The 26,129-nt window shown below is 50.8% G+C and carries 23 protein-coding genes; 1 reads left to right on the forward strand and 22 read right to left on the reverse strand.

Annotation, left to right across the window (positions count from 1 at the left end; all coding sequences use genetic code 11):
* Positions 1-43: 43 nt before the first annotated feature.
* From ACKU4E_RS01610 to ACKU4E_RS01650, 9 genes are all read right to left on the reverse strand, one after another.
* The gene (locus tag ACKU4E_RS01610) at positions 44-1,228 is read right to left on the reverse strand and encodes a glycosyltransferase (protein ID WP_320169343.1); all 1,185 of its coding nucleotides are present in this window, start codon (positions 1,226-1,228) and stop codon (positions 44-46) included.
* Positions 1,225-2,340: a glycosyltransferase family 4 protein gene (locus ACKU4E_RS01615; RefSeq protein WP_320169344.1), complete on the reverse strand. Its 1,116-nt coding sequence runs from the start codon at positions 2,338-2,340 to the stop codon at positions 1,225-1,227. The genes ACKU4E_RS01610 and ACKU4E_RS01615 overlap by 4 nt, the downstream gene beginning before the upstream one ends.
* A gap of 218 nt (positions 2,341-2,558) precedes the next feature.
* On the reverse strand, positions 2,559-3,101 hold the full coding sequence (gene fliS, locus ACKU4E_RS01620) for a flagellar export chaperone FliS (protein WP_320169345.1): 543 nt from the start codon (positions 3,099-3,101) through the stop codon (positions 2,559-2,561).
* A gap of 74 nt (positions 3,102-3,175) precedes the next feature.
* Positions 3,176-4,909 (reverse strand): flagellar filament capping protein FliD, encoded by a 1,734-nt coding sequence (gene fliD / locus ACKU4E_RS01625; protein ID WP_320169346.1) that lies wholly within the window; start codon positions 4,907-4,909, stop codon positions 3,176-3,178.
* A 142-nt stretch (positions 4,910-5,051) separates the two neighbouring features.
* Entirely contained in the window at positions 5,052-5,933 is an 882-nt protein-coding gene (locus tag ACKU4E_RS01630) for a flagellin (protein WP_320169347.1), read from the reverse strand.
* A 215-nt stretch (positions 5,934-6,148) separates the two neighbouring features.
* Positions 6,149-6,961, reverse strand: a complete 813-nt coding sequence (gene tsaB, locus ACKU4E_RS01635) for a tRNA (adenosine(37)-N6)-threonylcarbamoyltransferase complex dimerization subunit type 1 TsaB (protein WP_320169348.1) — start codon at positions 6,959-6,961, stop codon at positions 6,149-6,151.
* Positions 6,962-8,029, reverse strand: coding sequence for an RIP metalloprotease RseP (rseP, locus tag ACKU4E_RS01640; RefSeq protein ID WP_320169349.1), 1,068 nt, complete (start codon positions 8,027-8,029; stop codon positions 6,962-6,964). It abuts the gene before it with no gap.
* 9 nt (positions 8,030-8,038) lie between these two features.
* Positions 8,039-9,241: a 1-deoxy-D-xylulose-5-phosphate reductoisomerase gene (locus ACKU4E_RS01645; RefSeq protein ID WP_320169350.1), complete on the reverse strand. Its 1,203-nt coding sequence runs from the start codon at positions 9,239-9,241 to the stop codon at positions 8,039-8,041.
* Between the two features lie 38 nt (positions 9,242-9,279).
* Positions 9,280-10,083 (reverse strand): phosphatidate cytidylyltransferase, encoded by an 804-nt coding sequence (locus ACKU4E_RS01650; RefSeq protein WP_320169351.1) that lies wholly within the window; start codon positions 10,081-10,083, stop codon positions 9,280-9,282.
* Positions 10,084-10,534: 451 nt separating this feature from the next.
* Here ACKU4E_RS01650 and ACKU4E_RS01655 point away from each other — a divergent pair, with 451 nt between their 5' ends.
* A complete protein-coding gene (locus ACKU4E_RS01655; protein ID WP_320169352.1) occupies positions 10,535-12,271 on the forward strand; it encodes an HD domain-containing phosphohydrolase in 1,737 nt (578 codons plus the stop codon).
* A gap of 41 nt (positions 12,272-12,312) precedes the next feature.
* On the opposite strand, the gene ACKU4E_RS01660 is transcribed toward ACKU4E_RS01655, so the two are convergent.
* The 13 genes from ACKU4E_RS01660 to fusA form a co-directional block, all read right to left on the reverse strand.
* Positions 12,313-12,954, reverse strand: a complete 642-nt coding sequence (locus ACKU4E_RS01660; RefSeq protein WP_320169353.1) for a hypothetical protein — start codon at positions 12,952-12,954, stop codon at positions 12,313-12,315.
* A 23-nt stretch (positions 12,955-12,977) separates the two neighbouring features.
* Complete coding sequence (locus ACKU4E_RS01665; RefSeq protein WP_320169354.1) at positions 12,978-14,093, reverse strand: hypothetical protein; 1,116 nt, start codon at positions 14,091-14,093, stop codon at positions 12,978-12,980.
* A gap of 4 nt (positions 14,094-14,097) precedes the next feature.
* Entirely contained in the window at positions 14,098-14,310 is a 213-nt protein-coding gene (locus tag ACKU4E_RS01670) for a hypothetical protein (protein ID WP_320169355.1), read from the reverse strand.
* Between the two features lie 21 nt (positions 14,311-14,331).
* On the reverse strand, positions 14,332-16,074 hold the full coding sequence (locus ACKU4E_RS01675) for an SH3 domain-containing protein (RefSeq protein ID WP_320169356.1): 1,743 nt from the start codon (positions 16,072-16,074) through the stop codon (positions 14,332-14,334).
* 408 nt (positions 16,075-16,482) lie between these two features.
* Positions 16,483-17,178, reverse strand: coding sequence for an isoprenyl transferase (locus ACKU4E_RS01680; RefSeq protein WP_320169357.1), 696 nt, complete (start codon positions 17,176-17,178; stop codon positions 16,483-16,485).
* Positions 17,179-17,182: 4 nt separating this feature from the next.
* The gene (gene frr, locus ACKU4E_RS01685) at positions 17,183-17,740 is read right to left on the reverse strand and encodes a ribosome recycling factor (RefSeq protein ID WP_320169358.1); all 558 of its coding nucleotides are present in this window, start codon (positions 17,738-17,740) and stop codon (positions 17,183-17,185) included.
* 6 nt (positions 17,741-17,746) lie between these two features.
* Complete coding sequence (pyrH, locus tag ACKU4E_RS01690) at positions 17,747-18,466, reverse strand: UMP kinase (protein WP_320169359.1); 720 nt, start codon at positions 18,464-18,466, stop codon at positions 17,747-17,749.
* Between the two features lie 438 nt (positions 18,467-18,904).
* The gene (gene tsf, locus ACKU4E_RS01695) at positions 18,905-19,525 is read right to left on the reverse strand and encodes a translation elongation factor Ts (protein ID WP_320169360.1); all 621 of its coding nucleotides are present in this window, start codon (positions 19,523-19,525) and stop codon (positions 18,905-18,907) included.
* A 2-nt stretch (positions 19,526-19,527) separates the two neighbouring features.
* Complete coding sequence (gene rpsB, locus ACKU4E_RS01700) at positions 19,528-20,310, reverse strand: 30S ribosomal protein S2 (protein WP_320169361.1); 783 nt, start codon at positions 20,308-20,310, stop codon at positions 19,528-19,530.
* A 192-nt stretch (positions 20,311-20,502) separates the two neighbouring features.
* Positions 20,503-21,258, reverse strand: coding sequence for a fumarylacetoacetate hydrolase family protein (locus ACKU4E_RS01705; RefSeq protein WP_320169362.1), 756 nt, complete (start codon positions 21,256-21,258; stop codon positions 20,503-20,505).
* A 111-nt stretch (positions 21,259-21,369) separates the two neighbouring features.
* The gene (locus ACKU4E_RS01710) at positions 21,370-23,073 is read right to left on the reverse strand and encodes a ribonuclease J (protein ID WP_320169363.1); all 1,704 of its coding nucleotides are present in this window, start codon (positions 23,071-23,073) and stop codon (positions 21,370-21,372) included.
* An 87-nt stretch (positions 23,074-23,160) separates the two neighbouring features.
* Positions 23,161-23,778: a lysophospholipid acyltransferase family protein gene (locus ACKU4E_RS01715; protein ID WP_320169364.1), complete on the reverse strand. Its 618-nt coding sequence runs from the start codon at positions 23,776-23,778 to the stop codon at positions 23,161-23,163.
* Between the two features lie 244 nt (positions 23,779-24,022).
* A complete protein-coding gene (fusA, locus tag ACKU4E_RS01720) occupies positions 24,023-26,086 on the reverse strand; it encodes an elongation factor G (RefSeq protein ID WP_320169365.1) in 2,064 nt (687 codons plus the stop codon).
* Positions 26,087-26,129: the final 43 nt, after the last annotated feature.

Here is a 26,129-nt window from a genome sequence, read left to right on the forward strand (position 1 = left end):
AAATTTTACACTGTTAGGCAATGCCAATTCACGGTGTCGGTTATTACAAATTAAATTCCGGAAGAATTACGGCGGGAAAGAATTCCAATCCGTCAGGATACAGAACAGAGCAATCCACATGCGGAAGCTCCGTCCCGAGACGATGGCTGAACTCTCCTTCTGCGGCCCTGTTGAATGAGTTCAGTTTGGCCTCGATTTTTTTCCTGCTTTTCAGCAGATGTGTCAGATGGCGGAGCGGTGTTCCCGGCAGTATACCGGAAGGTCCGTTTATTCCTTCTATGCGCTCATGAATCCGATTTATGAATTTCAATTTGCCCGTGTTACGGAAAAAACGCAATTGCAGGTCCGGCCATAATCCGTATCCGGCCCGGCAGTTGTTTTTGTCCGGATAAAGGGTCAGACGGGGAAGAAACCATCCTTCGCAGCCTTCAATTGCGGTTGCCTTGCGCAGGTTTTCCCATTCCCGGCTGTCCAGCCGCTCGTCCGCATCAAGATATATGATCCAGTCTCCTGTGCAGTGTTCAAGCATGCGATTGCGCTGCGCACCGAAATTATCCGCCAGACAATGGCAGTAACCGGTTACCGGTACATGCGGGTGTCTTAGTTCCGGAGGGTGTGCGCCTTCGGGTAAATCCCAGACCAGGATGATTTCGTCCAGCCATTCCGGAAAGGATTTAATGAATGAATCAAGGTCCGGTTCATCCGGGCTGAGGATGGCGGCTGCGGAAATGGAAGGGGCTGTCGGTTTTTCCGGGAGCGGGACTGTACGCAGCCCGGAGAAAATTCGTTGCAGGGAGCGCATTGTTTCGCGTGCATGGCCTTGAAGTTCCGGGTTCAGAACCAGATGGGAGTTTTCAGCTGTGTATCCGTTTTGGAGCAGCAGCAAAAGCATGGCCCAGATTGATAAGTCCGTCAGCAGCCGGACATTACTCCGTGCGGAAAACAAATCAGGAAGGTTCTGCCTCATTTTCCGCACGTGGTCGGGAAAGGTGTCGCAGATTATCAATTCCAGATCATCCGGTTTACTCTCTGCCAGAATCTGTGCCATGTCTCCGGCGCCAAGGCCGAACAGGACAACAGCTTTTGCCCCGCGTTTTTCCGCATAATTCAGGTGACGTGCCGCCGTGCTTTCCGCCTTTTTCTGACGTGTAAACGATTCGACCTCGTCCTGCCCTCCGAGTTTGAACGCCAGCACTTGTTCCGAGTATATTTCAAAAGGGTGGGTCATATCGCACTCCGGGACTGTCCGGCTCTGCCGTCGGCCTCTTTGCGGCTCAGCAGTTCATGGTAGATTTCTCCCAGCCTGCGGGCGATATCCTGCGCCCGGAACAGGCGTGCTGCCTTTGCGCGGGCCTGTTCGCCCATGGAGTGCGCTTCTTCCGGGTGCGTGAGCAGAAAATGCACTGCCTGACCATATTCCCGAGTGTTCCGTGCGATTATGCCTGTTTTGCCGTCATCCACCAGTTCAAGCTGGGCGTTGTCCCTTAGTCCCGCGCTTGGGTGGGTTATGACCGGGAGCCCTGCCGCCATTGCCTCCGCAATGACCAGACCGAAGGATTCCCCGGTATCATTGGCATGGGCCAGAAAGCTTATTGAGTTCATGAAATCGGCGATTTCAGCATCATCCAGTACCGGCGGGAGAAAGCGGACGAATTCGGTAAGACCGTTTTCCGCAACAAATTTTTCAGCATCCGGTATTCCGCCGATAATTTTGTAGGTGAAGGGCGGCAGTTTGCGTTGTTCAACAAGGTGTTGCAGCGCGGGAAGAAAATCGTATGCAAGCCGGGACCATTTGCCCTTGTCCGCTCGGGAAATGCGCCCGAAAACATTGGTGGGGATTTTTCTTCCGGGCGGGCAGTGGGCGAGGAAGAAATCAGTATCCACAGGATTGTAGAGAACTCCGTATTTGGGAAAGCTGACCTTTATGGAATTGATTTTTTCGAATCTGGAGGCGCAGAATTCGGAAACGAAGAGGTGGCAGTCTATGAGGGCCCCTTCGGGGCTGGGATCGTGGTGTCCGAATACATTTGTTTCTACCAGCACCGGCGTTCCGGCCAGTTTGAACGGACGCAGGCTGCCGGGTTCTGTCCAGCCTGCCCGGTGCAGGTGCACAATCTGTGGCTTGAATTTTTCCAGCACTCTGAGCAGGTCCGTTCCTATATATGTATCAATGCCGGACTGGCGCAGGAGTCTGCCCCTTGGGCCGTTCACAGGTGAGTACACCGCTGTAGCGAATTGTTCCCTGTCCATATTGCAGGCAAAGGACTGCATCACTTTTTCCGTTCCGCCAGAACCCAGCGACGGCGCGACATGGAGTACTCTGATTTTGGAATCAATCATGATTCAGATAAATGACAGATAAAAAAGGGTAAGTAAAGAATGTCGAACATTACCGGTTTGTTTCGTATTTTTCAGAAGCTCCCCCATGCAGGACGAGTCTTTTCGGTTATGCAGCAGGTCTTTTAGAAGAGCCTGTTCACAGGGAAAAGTGCTACAAATTGAAAAACCCCTGCATGAACAGGGGTTTTGTCTTCCAATTTATCAGGAGGATCTCGGGCCTATACGCTTCCGTATGCATTGGCAGCCTTTTTCAGCCTCATGGCGTTTGGTGCAGGCATGCCGGGCTGCGGGGTGGGCATTGAGTAGTTTCGTGTATCTGCGAAACTGCGGTTAATGTTGACCGAACCGCTGCTGGGAGTGGACTGGCTTTCAATCGGAACAGCCGCCTGTGCTTCCGCGGTAGGTATAATTTCCCGATAAGCGGAAGCTATGCCATCGATGATCTTTATTACATCATCTATCTTTTTTGTGTCCATCTTAAGGTTGGCCTGCAGCAACTGCGTGTTGCAGAAGAGATACAGATGGCTCAGGTTTTCAGCGAGTTCTCCGCCTTTTTCCTTGTTCAGGCTGGAAGTCAGTTCGGAAATGACCTCTATCGCCTTGGAAATGAGAATGCCTTTGGCTGCGTAGTCCTTTTCATCTATTTTTACCTTGGCCTGTTTCATGAACTTGATGGCCGCATCGTAAAGCATGATGAGGAGTTCACCCTTGGAAGTGGTGTGGATCTGAGTTGAGAGATAGGCTTGTGCTGCTCTTTGCATATATTTTATCCTCCTGAGTTACTGATCGGCAGGGTTTTACGGAACCTTAGGGTTAAAAGTGATTTATTTTAACCTTAACTCTTTGTGAGCTCGTTGATGCTGGAAACAAGAGAAGTCTGCTGTCTCTGGTATTGCCCGAGCAGGGTGTCCAGACGGGAATATCTTTCCTTGAGCATCTTTTCCTTGTTCGAAACGCGCCTTTCCTCCCTCTCTATCTTTTTATCGATATTATCCATGATGTCATTGTAGTTGTCCTCAAGGATATTGAGTGGGCCCTGCTCGCTCAACATATCACCCAGTGCCTTTACCATCTCGCCGGTTTTACCGAGCTTGAGGTATACGTTGATGGCATCGGAGGCGCTGCTGTTGGAATTGCCGTATGTGCCGTCCGCATGATTTTCAACCCGGATAGCCATACCTGCAGCAGCTGTTCCGGCAGCAGCGGTTATTTCCCATGTGCTCGGGTTGACGCTGGCAGTCTGTCCGTTGATTGTGGCTGATACGAGGGATCCGCCGGATACCTCGTACTGAATATTATATTCACCCGGCTGCGTTGTCCCGGTAATACATGACAGATATTGAACATTAGGGGACGAACTGCTGCCCGCATAGTTCGCGGCGAAAAGCATGGCAACGGCGGTAGGATCCTCATCGAGAGCCTTGTTCAACTCGTCGGTATCGAGTTCCAGAAGACCCATGTTCGGGCCGTCAGAATCGGCATTGGTCAATATTCCAAGCTGGGCGAGTGAGGAAAATATATCGCCGGAAGTGGTTCCGTCCGGGTTTTCGGTGTACCATCCGAAACCGAGCCCGCGACTGGATATGATATCCTTAAGTCTCTGGCCGACAAGCAGTTCAACCCCGTAGTTACCTGTGAGGATGGAGCCTTCCGCGTTGTCTGAATTGGTCGTGATGGCGGTCATATCCTTGATCATCGATCGTATTTCGTTGTTGATATCAACGAAATTCTGGATGTTTTCCTTAATCCCTTCATTGTCGACCGTTATTCCGACCGTGATCGGTGATCCGGCCGGTGTTGTGTTTTTCAGATTTAAGGTCAGGCCGTCAATTACGTCATCTATGCTGTTGGTATCTCTTTCAATCCAATAGTCAGCAATGTATGGATAACCATCAACTTTAATTTGTGAATTGACAGCGTGCTGCGAGTGGATAAGGTTCCCGTCCGGGAAAATCATTCCCGATGTATTCGATATGACAATTCTATGGTCGGCCCCTAGATCAAGGCCGTAAATCTGCAGATGGTAAAGGTCTCCATCATTAATGGTGGAAGCTCTGATTTTATCTCTGGTATCAGCATGGTTGTTGATCATGGTGATGAATCCCTGCAGGGTGGTACCGGCAGGAATATTGCTGAGAGTCACAGACTCTCCACCGTAAGAAAAAGTAAAGGTACCTGTATTACTGAAAATTACTTCTGTGTTTGTTGATGTTCCGAAATAGCCTACCAACTGGTCATTCTGTGCCAACTGGTTGATTTCAACTGTGTGTGAGGTGACGATTGCCTGGCTGTCTGCGGTTGCAGTGAGACTGTCGGAATTGGAACTGGACACCGCCTTGGTCATGAATTCGTCAAGGGTGTCTATGGACTTAAGGGTGGTCTGCAGGGAAAGTAATTTTGTCTCAAGTTCCTGAAAATTTTCTACTTTGGTTTCCCAAGAGGACTTCCAGCTTTCAAGCCTGTTGATATGCACACGCTCGAGCTTGATCAGACCATCGATCATGGTGCCGAAGTCTGTTCCCGAGCCGAGTCCGGCAAAACTGATATTTCCTGAGGTGTAATCAGACATAATTTTCTCCGGGAACAATTTTCCCTGAAAGTTAAGTTCACCTCAATTTTTGCAAAGATAGTGCCAGTAGCGGAAAAGCCGGGCCGAATATTTCGGACCCGGCTCTTCTTTGAATCATCCGACCTTTTCAGCGTAGCGGCGGTTAGCCGATAAGCTGCATTGCCATTCTGGGCATGCTGTTGGCCTGAGACAGCATTGCTACCGCAGACTGGGTCAGAATCTGGTTTCTGGTGAATTCGGTCATTTCGGTCGCAACATCCACGTCGGAGATGCGGGATTCGGATGCCTGTACGTTTTCGGCCTGGATGGACAGGTTGGTAATGGTGTTTTCCAGCCTGTTCTGCAGGGCACCGAGGTTTGCACGGATCTTGTCCTTGGAAATGATCGCATTGTTCAGCTTGTCCAGAGACTGCTGTGCCAGTTCCTGGGTGGAGATGGAGTTGCCTGCGGCAAGACCGACACCCAGTGCTGAAGCGGTAGAAGTGTCAATGGAAACATAGTAGTAGTCTTCTGCGGAGTCGTTACCGGCACCAAAGTGAACCTTGACCGGACCAGTAGAGGTCAAACCGGAGCCGTCGTGCGCAGAACTCTGACCTGAAATGTTACCATTGAGCAGGTGGATTCCGTTAAAGTCAGTTGCGTTGGCAATACGGGTGATTTCCGAAGCCATGGCCTGATACTCGGAATCGATGATCAGACGCTGGTCGGAGTTGTAGGTACCCGTTGCGGCCTGGGTTGCGAGTTCCTTCATACGGATGAGCTTTTCATCGATGACGCCCAGAGCGCCGTCAGCGGTCTGGATCATGGAAATCGCATCGTTGGCGTTGCGGATGCCCTGGTTAAGGGACTTAATGTCCGCTCTCATGAGTTCGCGAATTGCGAGACCGGCGGCGTCGTCAGCTGCGGTACCGACACGAAGACCTGAAGACAGGCGACGGGTTGATACTCCAAGGTTGCTGTACGAATCCTGCAGATTGCGGGTCGCATTCATTGCCATCAAGTTGTGGTTAATTACTAAAGACATGCTTTCCTCCTTGAAAGTGATGCTTGGCTTCCTTGCCAAAAAACTTGCCTTGTAGACCCAAGGTTCACAAAGCTATCTGGTCCTTCTTTGCTTTTCTGATCGTCTGTTGTTTAGATATCTTTATGGTAGAGAAAGAAAAAAGTGTTTGTTAATGAAAAAAGGGACCTCCGTTTATGGAGATCCCTTTTTAAAGAATTAATTTTTATAAAAAACAATCAATGAGGCGTAACGTGGGCAAGTATGCGTTTTGCCTCATCCAGTGAGATTCCTCTTTTGCCGGTTATCGCTTCGAGGTTTTCCTCGGCATCCGATCCGCGCAGGTACATGGGTACAGGCATGATCCGGCTGTAATCGGCGTGATTGGCTGCCAGAATGATGTCTTCCGGGTCCGGTGTATTGAATTGTTTCGGGAGAGCTTTGAGTTGTGGGTTATCCTCAAGAAATCCATCGAAGAAATTGCTGTTCTTAATGATTCCGGTTCCGGTCACAGCCGCCAGCTTCTGCTTGTATGAAGTAATGATTTCTGCTGCCTCCTGCACTGTTACGGGCAGGGGCGGGGTAATGGGCGAGGGTGTGCATTCTTCAGATGAGGACATTGATTCAAAGCCCTGCAGGTATACCTGCATTCTGCGTGAGTGCGTAATTGTCCACACCGGTAGACCGCTGGCCAGAGCTGCTCCTCTTGCCAGTATCGGCAGATACTCCATGCCTGCTATTATTCCGTTGCTCCCGGCAATGAGCCCGGCTGCGGCCGAGAAGGTCAGCCTCAGTCCGGTGAAGCTGCCCGGACCGGAAATCAGGGCTATCCGTTTAATGTCTTCCGGAACGAATCCGAAAAGGTTCAGGGAATCCCGGATTGACGGAATCATGAAATTGACGGAGCGCCCCGGTACGATAAGAGTTTTTGTCTCAAGCAGGGAGTAGGGCTCGCTTTCGTCTTCACGCCGGGCGAGTATGATCTGCAGGGTTTCCTCGGTGCCGTTGATGGCCAGCAGCAGGTCCGGTTTTTCGTCACAAAAGAAATTCATCTATTTTAATACTTCACGGGTCAGGTCATTGATTATGGCGAATGTCATCAGGCAAAGCAGGAATATCAGACCTGCTTTGGTGGCAACGGCCTGCAGTTTTTCATTCAGCGGACGGCGCATCACAGTCTCTATGCCGAAGAAGAGCAGGTGTCCTCCGTCAAGGACCGGGATGGGCAAAAGGTTCAAAAGCCCCAGGTTGATGCTGATGAAAGCGGTAAACTGCAACAGTTGCAGCAGTCCGCGTTCCGATTGCTGTTTGATGGCCTGGGCGATCATTATGGGACCGCCTATGGAGTCCATGGGCACCACTCGCTCGACCATTTTCACGATGCTGGTGCAGATGAGTCTTGTCACGCTCCAGGTCTGTTCCGCCGCAGCAACTGCTCCGGAAATTCCGTCCAGTTTCAGGGTCTTGGATTCTCCGGAGGCGATGATCCCGACAACCGGACGGCGAATTGTTTCGCCGAAGATGTTTTTCAGTTCCTGAACCTGCGGTCTGATGACTATATTCAGTTCCCTGCCGTCACGATTGATGACGAAATCAAGGCTGTCGGTGGTGCTGCTCTGTATGGTCTGGGCAAGGTCTGACCAGAAAATTATGTTCTTGCCGTCTATTGAAAGAACCGTGTCCCCTTCCTGCAGTCCGGCAGCGAGAGCCGGGCTTTCAGGCTGGAGTTTACCCACTTCGGGAGCAAGTCCCATCTGTCCGTGGGTCAGGATGATTATCCAGAAGATGAGCCATGCCAGCAGAAAGTTGAACAAGGGGCCTGCTGCCACTACAATCATGCGGTGCCACGGCGGACGTCCCATGAAAAGCTCTTTTTCCTCAAATCCGCTGTCTTCTGTAGTGTCTCTCTCCTCTCCGGCCAGGCTTACGTAGCCCCCCAGAGGGATAAGCGAGAGTCTGTAGTTGGTACTTCCCCATGTTATTCCGGCAAGACGCGGCCCGAATCCCAGAGAAAAGGTCTTGACCCCGATCCCCAGCATTCTTGCCGCGAGGAAATGTCCAAGTTCATGGAAAAAAATCAAGCCTCCGAGGACCAGGATAAAATCTAGTATCCACGTCATTGCATTTCCTTAAATAATCGATGCAGTTACGTCACGCCTTGTTTTGGCGTCCAATTCCAGTACCGATCCGGCTTCTTCCACATTGCAGCCGGGATGCGCATCAAGGGCCTTCCCGATTATTGAGGGAATGTCGGTAAAGCCGATTTTTTCCTTTAAGAACAGATCAACAGCCACTTCGTTGGCCGCGTTCAGCACAATGGGATGGCTCTGCCCGGCTGAAAATGCATCTGCTGCATGTTTGAGGCAGGGAAAGACATCAAGGTCCGGTTTTTCAAAGGTCAGGGTTCCGACTTCCGCAAGGTTGAGCTTCTTCAGTTCAAGAGGAACACGTTTCGGGAAGCACATGCAGTAGGCTATGGGAATCTGCATGTCCGGAAGGCCGAGGTGCCCCAGTTGTGATCCATCCACATATTCGACCAGCGAGTGAATTATGGACTGCGGGTGCACTACCACATCCACCTGTTCCGGCGGAAGTCCGTACAGATGGCATGCCTCGATGAATTCAAGCCCCTTGTTCATGAGCGTTGCGGAATCGATGCTGATTTTTGCGCCCATGTCCCAGTTAGGGTGGGCCAGTGCCTGATCGCGGGTCACGGTCTTGAGAAATTCCTTTGTTCTGCCGCGGAAAGGTCCGCCGGATGCCGTAAGTATGAGTCTGCTTACTTCATCTGCACTGTGTCCGGCCAGTCCCTGAAACAGGGCGTTGTGTTCGGAGTCGACAGGAAGGATCACCGCGCCGGTGCGCTTGCAGGCTTCGCGGATGATGTGTCCGCCCAGCACAAGGGATTCCTTGTTGGCGAGCGCGATCATTTTGCCTTTTTCGGCAGCGGCCAGAGTCGGTTCGAATCCGGCAGCTCCAACTATGGAAGAGAGCACCATGGTCACTTCATCCAGAGATGCCAGTGTGATGTACGCTTCCGGGCCGGTCAGTATTTCCGGTTCGTATCCGGCAGGCAGCATGCTTTTCAGTTCGCGGGCTGTTTCTTCAGTGAGAACTGCCAGATAGTCCGGACGGTGTTCGGCAGCCTGTTCGGAAAGGAGTTTTGCGTTCCTTGCTCCTGCCAGCGCTTTTATCCTGAACAGGTCCGGGTGTTGTTTGATGACTTTGAGGGTGCTTGTTCCTATGGAACCTGTACTGCCCAGAATGGAAACCGTTCTGGGAAATTCCGGCAGTTCCGCTGTTACCGGCCAGGGTGAAATGTATGTCTGCAACTTATGTTTCCGTTTTTGTTTGGAGCTGTTCTGCTCAGTTAAAAATATGCATGAATCTGTTTTGCCAGAACATAGACCGGCAGGGCCAGCACCAGACTGTCGATGCGGTCCAGCACTCCGCCGTGACCGGGCAGAATCTTGCCGGAATCCTTGATCTGGAGTTTGCGTTTGAGTGCCGATTCGAAAAAGTCGCCCATCTGGGCTGCTATGTTCAGAGCGGCACCGAGAATCAGCCATTCGGTGATCGATGCATCTCCAAGCAGCAGCCCGTATACTGTGCAGCATATTATGCAGCCGAGGAATCCGCCGATGGAACCGGCCCACGATTTTTTCGGGCTTATCTGCGGCCAGATCTTCTTTTTGCCGAAAAATGTCCCGGTATAAAAGGCGACAGTATCGGAGGCGGAAGATGACAGCAGTACGAAAAAAATCTCCAGACTGGTCATGGAGTTAATGAACTGCAGGGTTACCGGTATGTATACAACCCCGGCGAAGAGGATCAGGCTGTCGCGATAGGAAGCCAGATCTCCCCTTGCGCTGAACGAGATCAGAAATCTGAAGTTGAAAAGCCAGAATGCCCCGATAAGTGTGAGCAGCATCCAGACAGGGGATACCAGCGCTGAGGTCATGACTATTCCCGCCCCGGCGCACATGCCCATGTATCTGGCTATTCTGTTGGCTTTGTCCTGCCAGAACATGCCGTAGAACTCGTGCATGGCGATTATGCAGAAAACAGTGAGCGCCCCGGTGAGAACCTTTCCCCTCATGATGAGGGCGGCGGCCAGTGTGGCGATGAGCAGTAGAGATGTAATTATCCGTTGTTGAAGGCTGCTTAAGGGCATGAAGTCCTCGGTTGAAGTCCCGGAAATATGATTGAAGGACCTCGATCATTTAGTTTTATATAATGTAATCGGCGGAAAAAACAACTCGCGAAAAATAGAAAATATCTGTTCTGTGTGGCAAAATTGAATTTATATCCGCAAAAAACTCCATTTTTATAATCCATTAACTGATGAGGGGCAAGTTATCCAGAGTTAATTTTGTGTGTTAAAGAAAGGATAATTGGTCCGGCATGCGTTGTTTGAAGCTGTTTTTGGCCTGCTGAAAAATGGTGTCACAACTAAAAGGAGCTTGAATGGGCGGCTCTTTGTCTGTTGAAGAAATTTTGTTCCCGTGTCCCTGACCGGTTGAACTTTATATTTAAATTTGCTCTATGCAGGTTTTGGTTGTATTGGATTATGAAGATATATTTATGTTGGGTGGTCGTGGTTGCTATTCTCGGAGGATTTTGTCTTGTCGAAAATAAAGGTTGATATGACTGCTATCGGTTCTGCCGGCATTGAGGATGTTCTCAACGAGGTGGTCGAGAAGTCCGGTAAGGCCGGTTGCCGCAGAGCTATGGAGAGCGGTTCGTGTCCCTTGCGCAACAGTGTCAGCGATCTTTTCGGGATGCAGCTGAATCTGGTGGACAGGCTTACCGAGATAGGGTTGGCCCTTTCAGGGGAAACCAACCTGGAACGGCTGCTGGAAATGATTGTTGATGAGGCGCGCGTATTGACCCGTGCCGATGCGGGAACTCTTTACATTGTAGACCGGGAAAACCGCAGACTCGAATTTTCCATTCTCCAGAATGATACCATGAAAGTACGGATGGGCGGAACAAGCGGAAACGAGATAACCCTTCCTCCCGTACCCCTTTACGGCCCCGGCAATAAGCCCAACAAATCGAATGTGTCCTCCTATTGTGCGCTGACAGGGGAGACCGTCAACATTGCAGATGTTTACGAAGCTGAAGGTTTCGACTTTACCGGTCCCCGCAAGTATGACGCCGCTACTGGCTATCGTTCCAAGTCAATGCTTGTCATTGCCCTGAAGAACCACGAGCAGGACATAATAGGCGTTCTTCAGCTCCTCAACGCTTTGACCGAAGACGGCGAGGTTATAGAATTTTCCGGGGACGTGGTTGATATTATAGGTTCCCTGGCCTCACAGGCGGCAATTGCGCTGACCAATACCCAGCTTATCCAGGGGCTCAAGGAACTGCTTTATTCTGTAATCCAGAGTATCGCAGCGGCAATTGACGCAAAGTCTCCTTATACAAACGGGCATATCGAACGGGTCGTGACCATTACCATGATGATCGCCGAGAAGGTCAACTCCATGACTGATGGTAAATATGCCGATGTGTGCTTTAGCGAAGATGAGATGGAAGAATTGAAGCTTGCGGCATGGATGCACGATGTGGGCAAGATTTCCATTCCGGAGCATGTGGTGGACAAGTCCACCAAGCTCGAAACCATTTTCGACCGTGCCGAACTTGTGGATGCCCGGTTCAGGCTTATTGCCGAAACAATAAAGACCAGAAAGCTTCAGGATACCGTCGAGGCCATGAAGAACGGGGCGGGAGAAGATGAAATTTCGGAAATAGATTCCCGTTATGCCGATGTGTTGAGCGAGACGGAGGAAGCCCGCAATTTTATTCTTGGCTGCAATATCCCCAAGGAATTCATGTCCGATGACCGCATAGAGCGGGTGAAGGAAATAGCTGCCCGGACCTACCAGAGCAACGGCGAAACTTTCAACTGGCTTACTGAGGATGAGGTGAAAAACCTCTGTATCCGCAAGGGAACTCTCACAGACGAAGAACGCAAGGTCATAGAAAGCCATGCCCGCATTACTCATGAAATGCTTTCGCGACTGCCTTTCCCCAAACGACTTACCCGTGTTCCGGAATATGCAGCAGGCCATCATGAAAAGCTGGATGGATCGGGATATCCGAACGGTCTGGACGAAAGCAGACTGCCTCTGCAGGCCAGAATAATGGCTGTTGCCGATATTTTCGAGGCGCTCACTGCCAAGGACCGGCCGTACAAGAAGCCCATGAAACTCTCACAGGCCGTTAAAATTTTAGGTTTCATGGTCAAAGACCGCCACATTGATCCCGATATCTGCAGCTTGTTCATAGATTCGGGAATGCATATGGATTACGCAAAGGCGGAACTTGATCCCACGCAGCTTGAAGACGATTGATTTTTAAGCATATCCGACAGCCGTGAGCGGCTGCCGGACCGTTATTTTTTCTTTTTGTTGTTTTGCTCCCAGTGTTTGAGCACGGTATCTATGGTCCTTAATCTTGCTATTTTCCTTGCGATATCAATCATAGCCAGTTTGATCAGCCTGTCCTTGTTGGGGTGCATGTATTCCCCGGTGAGGTTCAGGGCATATGAGGTGGGGGGATCTGATTCCACTCCGAGAAACTCACCGTTGATATCAACCAGCGCCGAGTACTGCTCGTAATCTTCGTCAAACTGAATGTCGACTTCCGATGCGCCAATGACCACATAGTCCACGTAATTTTCGCGGGCGATATCAATTATTTCATCTTCTGTTACGGTCTGTTGCGATGTGGCGTAAGACCGCTTGCAGGAATCGAGCAGAAAACCGGTAATCATGCGGTCCCGATGTGTTTCGAACCCGGCTTCGTTGAATTCCTGCTGCAGGGAGTTGTTGAGGTTGCGGATCAGGTTCTCACATTCCTGCGGGGAAAGGTTCTCTCCCTTGATGCGCGGAACCAATGAAAATACTATGGTCGGTTTGCCCTTACGGGCGTATATCTTGTACCCGTCCTTGCTGCCGCAGAATCCTGTTGTGGCGAAAACGGACAGCATTATTATCCCTAGCAGGGCGGACAGGGTAAACTTGGTCTTGCTCATCTTCTTCTCCTTGCTTTCCAGGGTCAGCGTTTGCATTGGTTCAGATCGCTCAAGGCGTTGATCAGGCTGTTGTAAAAATAGACATCCGAAACTTTATTATGCCGCTTGGCAATTGTTGCCACAACCCCTTTGATGCATTTTATCGTCTCACCGTCTCCCTGCAGGATTGCGGCAGTCGTGTAATTCCGTTCAATGAACGGACCCAGGTCATTGTCTTTTGTCCCGGTTTTTATGGTCAGAGAGTATTCGGTCTGGGGTTTGGGCATGCGCATGCTTGTCTGGTAGACGTTGTCCCGTTCCGAAAAGCCTGATTTTTCCGCTCCCTGCTGGAAGGATATGCCGAACATGGATACTGCTGCGTGCAGTCCCCTGCGGAAAGCCGGAAACCTTGATTTCGGCGGCAGGACCATGTGTTCGGATGACAGGGCCTGTGAGGCCAGCATCTGGGCCAGTGCCTTGTATTTATCCTGGTTTTCGATTCTTTTCTGCGTTCCCTTGGATAGCGAGATGCTTTTAATCTCGCAGGTACTGCTGGAAAACAGATGGTCAAGATCGGCAAGGCATTTTCCGAGTTCGTCCTGCGCATTTACTTTGAGTCTTTTCTTGTCGGTAAAGAATCCGACTATGGCTGCGCGTATCTGACCTGCCAGAGGCTCCAGACTGAAGTTAGGAGTCTTGTTCAGGTATGGCACTGAAACAAGCATCGGAGCCGAATATACAAGTGATTCGGACGCAGCCTGAAAAAGCAGGAAGTTGAGGCCGATGTATACACTGCCTTTGTAGAGCTTCTGCTCGGAAGAACCGAATTCATCAACAAAGGAAACTACATTATCCACAAAAAGCAGGGGGACCAATATGGAATTCGGGTCGAATTCGGTATTGTATTCCGCCCGTTTGATATTTACCCCTTCATTCTTGGCCGCAGCTCTTCTGAGGAATCCCAGCACTCCCTTGCGCAGAGATTTGCGGAAGTCCTTGTTCTTCAGAATTACCTCAAGCTCTGCTTTGTGTCTGTCGTTCTCCTTGTTGCGCACCTTGCCGATGGCCGAGGGGATGATATAGAGTTCTCCCGCTTCGGCACATACGGCAGTAAAAAGCGCGGCAAACAGAACCAGTATGCAGCAGAATCTGCAGGTCATGACCTTACCACTGATGACCCTGCACGGAGTCATTGGTTTCCTGTTCCTTGAGTTCCTCGGTTTTTTCTCTGGATGATTCAGTTTCTTCCTTGAGTCCTTCCGCGGACTGGTTGACATCATGCATTGATGCTTTTGCCGACTCGGCATTCTTGAATCCACAGCCCGCAAATGCCAGCATCAGTGTTATGCAAAGGATGATGAGATAGATTTTTTTCACCGGTAAACTCCTTGTTTTTTATCAGTCTAACATGTCTTCCGCCAAAGCGACAGAGGAGGCCTTCTTCTCAACCTGCTTGAATCCGGCCACGGCCTGTCCGGCCAGTTTATCCTTGAGTCTTTTGCTCAGGCTCAGTCTTTGCTGGTAGTATGCCTCCAGCATGGTTGTCACCTGGGTGTTTTTTCTCCTTGCGGTCATGATTATCTTGCTGATTTCCCGGCCTTGTCCGGTTATCAGGGCCGAGTTGTTTTCAATGTATTCATAATCCTGCTGGAAGTCGCTGAACAGTGTTGTGAGGTTGGTCAATTCCTCCTGAATCTCGATGAGCCGTGGAATTGCCGTAAGGGCGCCTATCGGGTTGTTCTGGGCGTTACTGATCTGGGCCACAAGTTCAGCCGTGGCCAGGGCTATGATCCCGGCCTGTTTGGTTACTTCTGCAGCCATGGGTCCTGCTTTCTCGTCATATGCGGTCATAGCCCTGTCGATGCCGACAATTACGTTGCCGGATTTGTCGATGCTCAGGTCATAGAGGGCGTTTGAAGCGTGCAGGTTTGCTGAAAATGCATCTATTATGGAGTTGAGGTTTTGAATCTGTTCTGCATTCAACTGGGAAAAACTGTCGGCTTCCGACTTGATTTTTGTTTCCAGTGCGCTCAGCATCCTGCCGTTTTCAGCTATTTTTACCGCCGCACCCTCAATGGATGTGGTCGGTTCATATGACAGGTCCTGAATAAATGCCTTTATGGATATTTTCTGCATGCCGGTGTTGCGGACTCCGCGGGCGGTATCAGCAGCAGCCTTGTAGTTGTTGTTCATTGCCGCAACTGTTGCGCCCACAAGTGATTGCAGGGCTCTTGTTTCGTTCAAAGCGCTCAGCATCTGTTCGCGTATCTCGACTGTTTTTTGAGCAAGCTCCTTACTGGCGCTGATACTTTTGAGAATGTCCTTGAGGGCATCGTTTTGTGATTGCGGCTGTGCATTCTGCTGAGGTCCGCCCAGCAGAGCGGATGCAAATGCTCCGAAAAGGGCCGCGCCCACACTGTTATCCGAGGACGTTTTGGTTTTGGTGGTTTTTTTGGTCTTGGTGCTGGACCTGAAAGCTGATTTCGTACTCTTGGGTTTTTCCGGAGCAGAGGCAATCTGTTTTCCGCTGCTTGAATGTTTAACCGTAGCCGTTCCGGCTTTGCAGGTAACGGTGCGTGTTTCGGTTTTGGCTATGGGCGCGAGCGGATCGGCAACGCATACTTCCGAATCCAGCCAGCCGGTAAAATTTTCACCTTTCACTTCGTAGTAACCCTGTTCGTAGCCGATAATGTCAAACTGAGTGTGCGGGGGCAGAGTCAAAGGAGTGGGGCGGCTTTTGGACGGAGCATCGTGAACAGTGGCTTTTATCTTGTTGCTTCCTCTTGTTCCCATATAGTTTCCGAAATCAAGCGTGACCAGTTTATGATACACGAATCCCGGAGTACCTGTTCCGTCGGTTCGTTGTATTTTATACCAGTTACCGTTTTTACCCGTAATTTCGACCTGGGTATCTTTGGCCAGGACATCAACAATGTCTGATTTGGATGATGAGACTTCACGGACATTGCTTTTCATGACACTGCGTCCTGTGACTATCGGGGTAATAACTACTGTTTCGGTCCTGACGGCGGTGGTTACCGGGGCTTCAGGTGTTTTTTTCTGCTGTTTTGGTATACAGCCGGCAGGCAGCAGAAAAAGGATGATGGATATGGCTATGCAGCCCCACAATTTTGATGACATAAAACCTCCCCATGATCGTGCGGTTGAAATGAAGCGGACTGGATCAACTTGTTATTAGAAAAAGTTTTTATAAGCTTTCTAAAGAAAATACTTTGCACATTTTGTAGTTATTATAAAGAGGTTTGCCATTTTTTTTGGGCCATACAGCAAAAAAAAATAGTGCTGTCATCTGTAGAGTGCGTCATTTACGTTTCGCGTGGCGCTGAGTAATTTCCGATATGTCCGTAAAAAATAGGGACAGAATAAAACAATCCAGCAGAAATAACGTCTGGTTGGTCCTACGGGCGAATCTTGTTGATAATTTTTGAAGAGTCACGGAGAAACATTTGCGGTTAAAAATTTCTCTGAATACGGGGAGGGTGTCGGCAGGTATTGAAAAACCCCGTGGAGTCAACTCCACGGGGCTGTTCAGATCTGGTCTCCGGTTTTTCCGAAGCGGCGTTGGCGACTTTTAAAGTCATCCAGGGCCTTGTCTAGTTCTTCGGAAGTGAAGTCCGGCCAGAAGACATCGGTGAAGTACAGTTCAGAGTAGGCGGCCTGATACAACAGGTAGTTGGAGAGCCGCTGTTCTCCGCTGGTGCGTATTATCAGGTCCGGGTCCGGCTGCCCGGCGGTGTACAGATAATCCGACAGCGTTTCCTCTGTAATCTGTTCTTCGCTGATTCCTTCTGCGATCATTTTTCTGCAGGCCCGGACCAGTTCATCCCGGCCGGAATAGTTGAGTGCCAGGTTGAGAGTCATGGACTTGCAGTTTTCGGTTTTTTTTATGGTGTGGGCCACAACCTGCCTGACACCGAAGGGGAACTCGGAAAGTTCGCCCAATATTTTCAGGCTGATATCCTGCTCGCGCAGGTTGGTCAGTTCTTTTTTCAGAAAAATCGTCAGCAGATCGAAGAGGGTGCTTATTTCATCTTTGGGTCTGGCCCAGTTTTCCTTGGAAAACGTATAGAGGGTCAGATGCCTGATTCCAAGCTCCCTGCATCGGGTAACGATATTCTTTGCGGCCTCGGTTCCGGCTCTGTGACCTTCACTTCTATCCAGACCGCGTGCTTTGGCCCACCGTCCATTACCGTCCATTATAACGGCTAAATGTCGGGGCAGCATTCTATTAGATTTCCATTATTTCCTTTTCTTTCTCGGCGCATGCGCCATCGCATTTCTTAACGTAATCATCCGTGATTTTCTGTACGTTGTCCTGAGCCTTGCGCTGTTCATCTTCTGAGATATCTTTGTCTTTTTCCAGCTTTTTCAGGGTGTCGTTCATGTCGCGGCGCACATTGCGGATAGCGATCTTGGATTCTTCGGTATATTTTCTGGCTATCTTGACGAGTTCTTTGCGGCGTTCCTCGGTAAGGGGAGGAATGCTTATGCGCAGGAGCTTGCCGTCATTAACGGGATTGAGTCCCAGGTCGGACTGCATAAGGGCTTTTTCGATAAGCGGAAAAGCACCCTTATCCCATGGCTGAATGGTAATAGAACGGGAATCGGGGACGGCTACGGACGACAGCTGGTTGATGGGAGTCGGGGTGCCGTAATAATCGACCAGAACCTGATCCACCAGAGATGTGGAAGCGCGTCCGGTGCGCAGTTTTCCGAAGTCGTTTTCCAGGGCGCTGAGTGCACCGTCCATTCTTTTTTTACCGTCGGCAAGAACTTCATTAATCATAAAAAATTATCCTCCGTGAACAATTGTTCCGATCTTTTCACCTTTGACAACCCGTTCGATATTACCTTTTTCGAAAAGGTTGAAGACTATGATGGGCATATTGTTGTCCATGGCCAGAGAAGTGGCGGTGGAGTCCATTACGCCAAGTCTCTTTTCCAGAGTCTCGATGTAGGTGATAGATTCAAATTTTACTGCATCGTCATGCTTCATGGGGTCCTTATCGTATACTCCGTCGACCTTTGTGGCTTTAATGATCGCCTCGGTCTTGAGTTCCATGGCCCGCAGTGCTGCAGCGGTATCGGTTGTGAAGTAGGGGTTGCCTGTCCCGGCAGCGCAGATAACAACCCGGCCTTTCTCAAGGTGGCGCACGGCTCTGCGGCGAATATACGGTTCGGCAACAGCCTGCATGGGAATTGCGGACATCACCCGGGTATCGCAGCCCATTTTTTCAAGCGCGTCCTGTACAGCAAGGGCGTTCATGATGGTTGCGAGCATTCCCATATAGTCGGCAGAAGCACGGTCCATGCCTTTTGCAGAAGCGGACATACCCCGAAAAATATTACCGCCGCCGATGACCAGAGCAACCTGCAGACCTTTCTTGGCCACTTCGGCAATTTCGCCTGCAAACTGGCTGATGGCCGAAGGCTCAATACCGAACTGCTGATCTCCGGCCAGTGCCTCTCCGCTGAGTTTGATCATTACCCGTGAATAGTGCAATTTGTCCATAGTTTCCCCCGTTTTTTAAGCGGAACTTGTCCGTTTGTGAATGCTGGAGTGTTATTTCCCGGATTATTTAGTCCGGTTTGTTCCTGCGTATTGTCGGTGCCCGGTTTTGTTTAATGCGGGCCGCTTCATTTTCCTGTTCCGGGCATGGAAACTTCGGCCGATACTGACCGGGATATCCTGCTGCCCATAAATATTTGCCCTTTAAAAAGCTCAAATCCAAAACGGAAAGTCCGTATTGAATTTGAGCTTTGAAATACGCGTAATCTGCATACATCCTGTTTCCTTTGCCGGATACCGGTTTGCGGAGACAGGCTTGTATGAATAATCCGGTTCAGTTGGGAGCGAGTTTCGTCTTTGCAAATGTCGTCCCTGTCTGGATATTGGTCCGCTTGTTAAAAATCGGACAAAAAAAACGGGCCTTGCGGCCCGTTTGAAGTTCTAGTCTTCAGCCGGTGTTTCGGCTGCTGCTTCCGCGAGGTTGATGCGGGCGAAGCGGCCGACCTGCATGTTCTCGCCGAGAACCGCGATGGTTTCATTGACGAGGTCTTTGATGGTCTTCTTGTCGTCCTTGATGAAGGGCTGCTCAAGAAGGCATACTTCCTTGTAGTATTTGTTGACGCGGCCTTCGACGATCTTTTCGGCAATCTTCTCAGGTTTGCCTTCAGCGATGGCCTGCTGCTTGTATATTTCTTTTTCCTTTTCCAGCAGATCCTGGGGCAGCTCTTCGGGGCTTACGCAAATGGGGTTGGTTGCTGCAACCTGCATTGCGAGGTCCTTGGCGAGCTGAATGAACTGCTCGGCTTTGGCAACGAAGTCGGTTTCGCACTTGAGTTCAACCATGGTTGCGAGTTTGCCGTTGTTGTGCATGTAGGTGCCGACAAGACCTTCGCTGGTTGCGCGTCCGGCCTTTTTGGCTGCCTTGGCAAGACCTTTTTCACGCAGGTATTTGATTGCTTTTTCTTCGTCTCCGTCGCATTCGGCGAGAGCTTTTTTGCAATCCATCATTCCTACGCCTGTTTTTTCGCGCAGGGCCTTAACCATCTGTGCGGTAATAGCCATGACTATTCTGCCTCCTGAGGAGTTTCTTCTGCTTTTTCTTCAGTTTCTACAGCTTTCTCGGCTGCTTTGGTGGATTCTGCTTCCATTGCCTTGTCTTCTTTGCAGCGAGCGGCGCCTTCGAGGCAGGCATCAGCCATGTGGGCTGCGAAGAGTTTGATGGCGCGGATAGCGTCGTCGTTACCGGGAATGATGTAGTCAACCATATCGGGATCGCAGTTGGAGTCTACTACTGCAACTACGGGGATACCGAGCTTGCGGCATTCCTGAATAGCGATCTGTTCACGCTTGGGGTCGATGACGAATGCTGCTGCGGGAGAACCGTTCATGTCCTTGATGCCGCCGAGTGCGAGGTTCAGTTTCTTTACCTCGCGACCCATCATTACGATTTCCTTTTTGGGGAAACGGTTGATGGAGCCGTCTTCGAACATTTCTTCAAGCTTTTTGAGGCGATCAATGCTCTTTTTGATGGTCTGGAAGTTGGTGAGAGTTCCACCCATCCAGCGGTGGGTTACGTGGAACATATCTGCACGGGATGCTTCTGCAGCAATCGCTTCCTGAGCCTGACGCTTGGTGCCGATGAAAAGGATTTTTCCGCCTTTTGCAACGGTATCGGCGATGAAGTCATGAGCCTTGCGGAACAGTTTTACGGTCTGCTGCAGGTCCATGATGTGAATGCCGTTGCGTGCGCCGAAAATGTAGGGGCGCATTTTGGGGTTCCAGCGGCGGGTCTGGTGACCGAAGTGAACACCGGTCTCCAGCATTTGTTTCATAGTTACGTATGCCATGATTTCCTCCTGGGTTTTTCCTCCATCCCGCCGACCATTGAACCCGCAACCGTTGCGGGCACCCTTGTAAAAGGCGGGATGTGCGAATTTGGCTACGCACCATTACAGGGAAATGAACTCAAAATCAAGTCCCGGTGCGGTTTTTGAAAAAATATTTTACATAATGTCTCAAACAGGTCGTATACACACCTGTTACTGGACCGGCGACTCCGCAATGACCTTGTTGCTTAGTTTTCCGATTCCCTCAATTTCCACCTCGACCGTATCTCCTTCATTGAGAGTGCCGATTCCCTTGGGAGTGCCGGTCATGACCACATCGCCGGGGTTGAGGGTCATTATGTGCGAGATGAAGCTGATCAGTTCCGCCGGTGTGCGGATCATGTCGGAAGTGTTTCCCTCCTGGCGGACGACTCCGTTTACTATGGTTCGGATTCCAAGAGAGGCTGTATTCAGGTCTGTTTTAATGCAGGGGCCGACCGGGGCGAAGGAATCAAATCCCTTGGCGCGGGTGAAAAGTTTGTCCTTGCGCTGGAAGTCCCTCGCGGTGACATCGTTTGCGCAGGTGTACCCGAATATCAGCGGAGCAACCTTGTCCGGGGCAACATTTTTTATTGTCTGCCCGATGACAACCGCAAGCTCTCCTTCGTAATCCACCTGCTCCGAGACGGAAGGTAGAACTATGGCATCGTTGTTGCCTATGACCGCTGAAGACGGCTTGAGGAAAATCATGGGATCTTCTTCCATGTCCATGTTCAGTTCTTCGGCGTGTTCCCTATAGTTAAGTCCGACACACACTATTTTGGAAGGGACGACTATAGGCAGGATAAGGCATTCTGTCAGTGGAATGGGGTTGTCTTCGGTCCGTCCCGCTATCAGGCTCCGGAAGTGGTCACCGTCAAGAGATGCGTAAAATACTTTTTCGCCATGCTTGATTCTGAATACCTTCATCAGGTTACTCCGTTGTTTGTTTGGGCATAAGAGGAACCGTATCACAATCTGCGGATAAAGCCCAACCTCGGATGTTGCGGGGCGTTAAATGCCGGAACATTGCGGACTGTTCTACAGAATGCATTTCTCGCATTTGGCGTCTATGTCCTTGTCTTCGTCTCCGGTGATCGAAATGACAAGGGGAATCACAACCGGGTCGCGACCAAGGATTTTGCGGAAGAACCGGCGCAGGGCGGAGCGGATTCTTTCTTTCAGTTTGCCGGTCTGGCCCGGAGGAATATTCTCGTATACGTCAAGGACAATGCATTTGGCATCTTCCAGCAGATGCGAATACTGCTGCTCGAATACGAATCCTTTGGACGTAACTTCCGGGCCGCGCAGAATTTCTCCTGTTTCCACATCGACTACGATGGCGACTATGACCAGTCCTTCTCCGGCCAGCAACTGGCGTTCCTTGAGGACTGTCTGGCCGACATCTCCGACGCCTTTCCCGTCTACGAGAGTACACTGAACCGGTACGTTTTCTTCAAGGCGGATGCCGTGGAGCAGGAAGGTTACCGGTTCGCCGTCCTCAATTACCAGTGACCGTTCCGGGGCCACGCCTGTTTCAATTGCAAGGCGTGAATGTTTGATGAGATGGCGGTATTCGCCGTGAACCGGGATGAAATATTTGGGTCGGACTGTCTCCAGCATTATGCGCAGTTCCTCGCGATGCGCATGGCCGGAAGCATGAATGCCCTGTACCTTTTCATAAAGGACTTCGGCCCCCAGCTTGTAGAGCCTGTTGATGACCTTGGTGATGGCCTTGGTGTTTCCGGGTATAAAGCGCGAGGACATGAGGACAAGGTCCCCTTCCTTTATGGAAAGCTGGCGGTGGTCGCCTGTGGATAGCCGGGAAAGCGAGGCCAGGGATTCTCCCTGAGAGCCGGTCACCAGCAGCACTATTTCGTCGTCGCGATAGTCGGAAAGATTTTCCAGATCGATGATGTTGCGGGAAGGTACTCGCAATTTACCCATTTCGCGGGCCAGTTCTATGTTTCTGGACAGGGATTTCCCGCTGATGCCGACAACCCTGCCTGTTTCATCGGCAAGATCGAATATTTCCTGCATGCGTTGGATGTGGCTGGAGAAGAGCGTTACCAGAATTCTGCCTTCGGCTTCTTCGAAAATATCGCGCATGGAGCTTTTGATTTCGCGTTCTGTAAGCGCGTATCCGTCCTGCTCTATGTTTGTGGAGTCGGAAAAAAGAAGCGTTACTCCCTGTTCGGAAAAATTGCGGATTGCCTCAAGGTCGGTGGCGTGTCCGCCGAGAGGGTTGCGGTCGATCTTGAAATCTCCCGTATGAACCACTCTGCCGACCGGGGTTTCGATTCCAAGCGCGTATCCGTCTATTATGGAATGGCAGACAGGGAAAAAATTGAAAGTCATATCGCCGAGTTTCACCCGGTCATACGGTTTTACTTCGCGCAGGTCGACATACGCGTCCAGATTATGCTCACGCAGCTTGTTTTCCACCAGGCCGAGAGTGAATTTGGAACCGTAGACCGGTACATCTATATAAGGAAGCAGCCAGGGCAGGGCGCCGATATGGTCTTCGTGCCCATGCGTAAGCACGATCCCTTTTATCCGGTTCTTTATGGCCAGAATATGGTCGAAACGCGGTATTGCTATGTCTACGCCGAACAGGGAGTCATCCGGGAAAATCAGCCCGCAGTCCACGATGGCGACCGACTCTTCGGTGCTCAGAACCATGCAGTTGAGGCCGATTTCACCAAGTCCTCCCAGAGGACAGACCGTCAGTTGGGCATCACTCATGTTTCAGCTCCGCATAGGCTTTTCCCATGACGTCTTCAAGCTGCTCTTTGAGTTTGTTGCGATCCCGCACCTTGTATTCGGAAATATCTATCGGGGGAGGGCCTTGATTTTGATGTCCATGAAGGGGTTCATCCACAGGCTTCCCTTTGGGCAGACCTTGTCTGCTCCGCACATGACGATCGGGGCGATCGGCTTCTGGCATTTGAGGGCCAGCACAAGTCCGCCTGTTTTGAAAGGAAGGAGCTGGGCCGGATCGGGATTTCGGGTTCCTTCCGGGAAGATCAGCGGAGAGTTTCCGTTGTTGGCCACATCTATTGCATTCTGAATGTCCCGCATTCCCTGTCTGCGGTTTTCGCGGTCGATGGAAATATGGTTGCCTGCTGTCATGGCGTGGCCGAATACCGGGAAGTCAAAGAGAGATTTCTTGGCCACGAATTTGAACTGCCATGGCTCCAGAAATTTGAACAGTACCGGGATATCGTAAAAACTCTGGTGGTTGACCATGAAAACGTAAGTCTGGTTTTCATCAAGGGCGCTCAGGTCCACATGATTTCTGCTCGCGCAGAGCCATACAACGAGTTTGCCCCAGTTGCGTTCACACCAGTGGCTTGAAGTCTGGTTGCGTCCTATTATGGCAACAACGGAGAAAAAAATAGTTGCCGGGAAAAACACCAGATAAAAAAATAAGGTTCTTAAAAAACTCACGGCTGTTACATGTGGTTGAGGGTTTAAAATACGCGCAAAATTCCTCCATCCCGGCAGGGTTCCGGGGGAGTTGATGTTTTGCGTTTTGCGAAAGCAAAGCCCGTTCATGAAATTTTTTTCACTCAAAAGCAACCAAATAAGTAGTTTAATTTTTGTCGGTAAACAAGGGGGCATGGTAAAATAACCAAAAAAGGGCCGGAACTGAAGCTCCGGCCCGGATGTTTTGCCTGATGTGCAGAAGCGGTTATTCTTCTTTGCCGATGTTGTACTCTTCAATGACCTTTTCCGCTATCTGCGGCGGGCATTCTTCATAATGGGACATTTCCATTGTGAATGTTCCCTGTCCGCCGGTCATGGAGCGCAGGTCCGGTGCGTATTTCAGGATTTCGGACATGGGCACATGGGCCTTGACTTCCGTGACTCCGGCTGTGGAGTCGGAACCGAGCACCTTGCCCCGGCGGCTGGAAAGGTCGCCGATTATGTCGCCCATGAATTCATCCGGAACTTCGACGATGACGTTCATCAGCGGTTCAAGAAGAGATACCCCGGCCTGTTCACAGGCTTTTTTGAAAGCCATGGAACCGGCGACTTTGAAGGCCATTTCTGAGGAGTCTACAGTATGGTAGGAGCCGTCATACAGGGTTACCCTGAAGTCTATGATCGGTGAACCGGCCAGAAAACCTCTGGCAGCAGCTTCCTGTACTCCCTTGTCTACCGCCGGAATGTACTGCTTGGGAATTACACCGCCGACAATGCTGTTGACGAATTCGTAGCCCCCGCCCTTGGGCATGGGCTCAAGCTTGATCCAGCAGTCGCCGAACTGTCCGCGCCCGCCGGACTGTTTCTTGAACCGGCCCTGCACTTCCGCAGACCCCTTGATGGTTTCCCTGTAAGGAACCTTGGGTGCGTTGAGCACAATTTCAGCCTTGTAACGCCTTCTGGCTTTTTCAACGGAGATTTCAATATGGTTCTGACCCATGCCGGAAAGCAGGATATCTCCTGTTTCCTCATCGCGGGACAGACTCAGGTTGACGTCTTCGGCCAGCAGTCTCTGGATGGCCTGGAAGACCTTATCCTCATCCCCTTTTTCCGCAGGAGAAAGGGCGAAGGTGATCAACTGCGGGGCCAGAGTCGGCTTTTCAAGGGTGAAGGGATGCTTTTCATCACTTAAGGTATCACCCGTGAAGGTCTCCTTGAGCTTGGCGAGAGTGATGATAGCGCCGGGACCGACCGATCCTTTTACAGCTTTCTGGTCCTTGCCGGTCCTTAGCTGTATGTTGCCGAGGCGTTCATGGGCATCGGTATTGGAGTTGAAAAGGGTGAGGTCTCCGGAAACCGTTCCTGAAAGCACGCGGCAGATGGTCAGTTGCCCTGCAAAAGGGTCCGCCAGTGTTTTGAATACAAAGCAGGCCACCGGGGCCTCCGGGGAAGAATCAAGAGTTGAGCCGTCTTCACCTGTCCATTGGGCATGTTCGAGCGGGGAGGGTAGATATGTCTGGATTGCATCCAGAAGGAGGCTGCCGCCTTTGTTCTCTAATGCGGAGCCGATGCAGACCGGGAAGAGGGAGCGTGTTTTTACTCCGGCACTCAGGCCTTTAGCTATTTCTTCTTCGGTAAGTTCACCTTCTTCAAGGTATTTTTCCATAAGATCTTCATCACTTTCAGCGATGTTCTCAATCATGGTTTCGCGGAGGACTTCAATCTCCTCGGCTATGTCGGCGGGGATATCGCATTTGGAGGCCTCTCCGTTCTCTTCGAACTTGTAGGCCTGTCCGGAAAGCATATCAACCACGCCGGTGAAATTTTCCTTGCTTCCTATCGGATACTGGAGCAGTACAGGGCTGATTCCGAGGGAGTTGCCGATGCTGTTGAATGCTGCATCGAAATCTGCACGGTCACGATCCATTTTATTGATGAAGATAACGGTGGGAAGTCCGGCCTTTTCAACAGCGGCCCAGGCTTTGCGGGAAAGCGGTTTTACTCCGTCCACGGCGTCAATGGTGAAGACAACGCCGTCGGACGCCGCTAGAGAGTAGGGCAGGTCTCCGCAGAAGTTCGCATCACCCGGAGTGTCGATGAGATAATGGTCGTTTTTTTTCCACTTGTATCCTGCGAAACCGGATTGAATGGAGCCGCGGCGTTTTATCTCTTCCGGCTCGGTGTCAAGGGCGGTAGTTCCGTCCTCTATTTTTCCGAGTCTGTCTATGACCCCGGTACTGAAAAGAATCATCTCGGCGGTGGAGGTTTTGCCGCAACCGCCGTGGCCTACAAGTGCAAAAGTCCTTTGATTTTGTAAAGCTTCAGACATTCAACAACTCCGTTTCTTCTGAATGTTCCAGCCTGGATTTTTC

Source organism: Maridesulfovibrio sp. (assembly GCF_963677005.1).
Taxonomy (GTDB): domain Bacteria; phylum Desulfobacterota; class Desulfovibrionia; order Desulfovibrionales; family Desulfovibrionaceae; genus Maridesulfovibrio.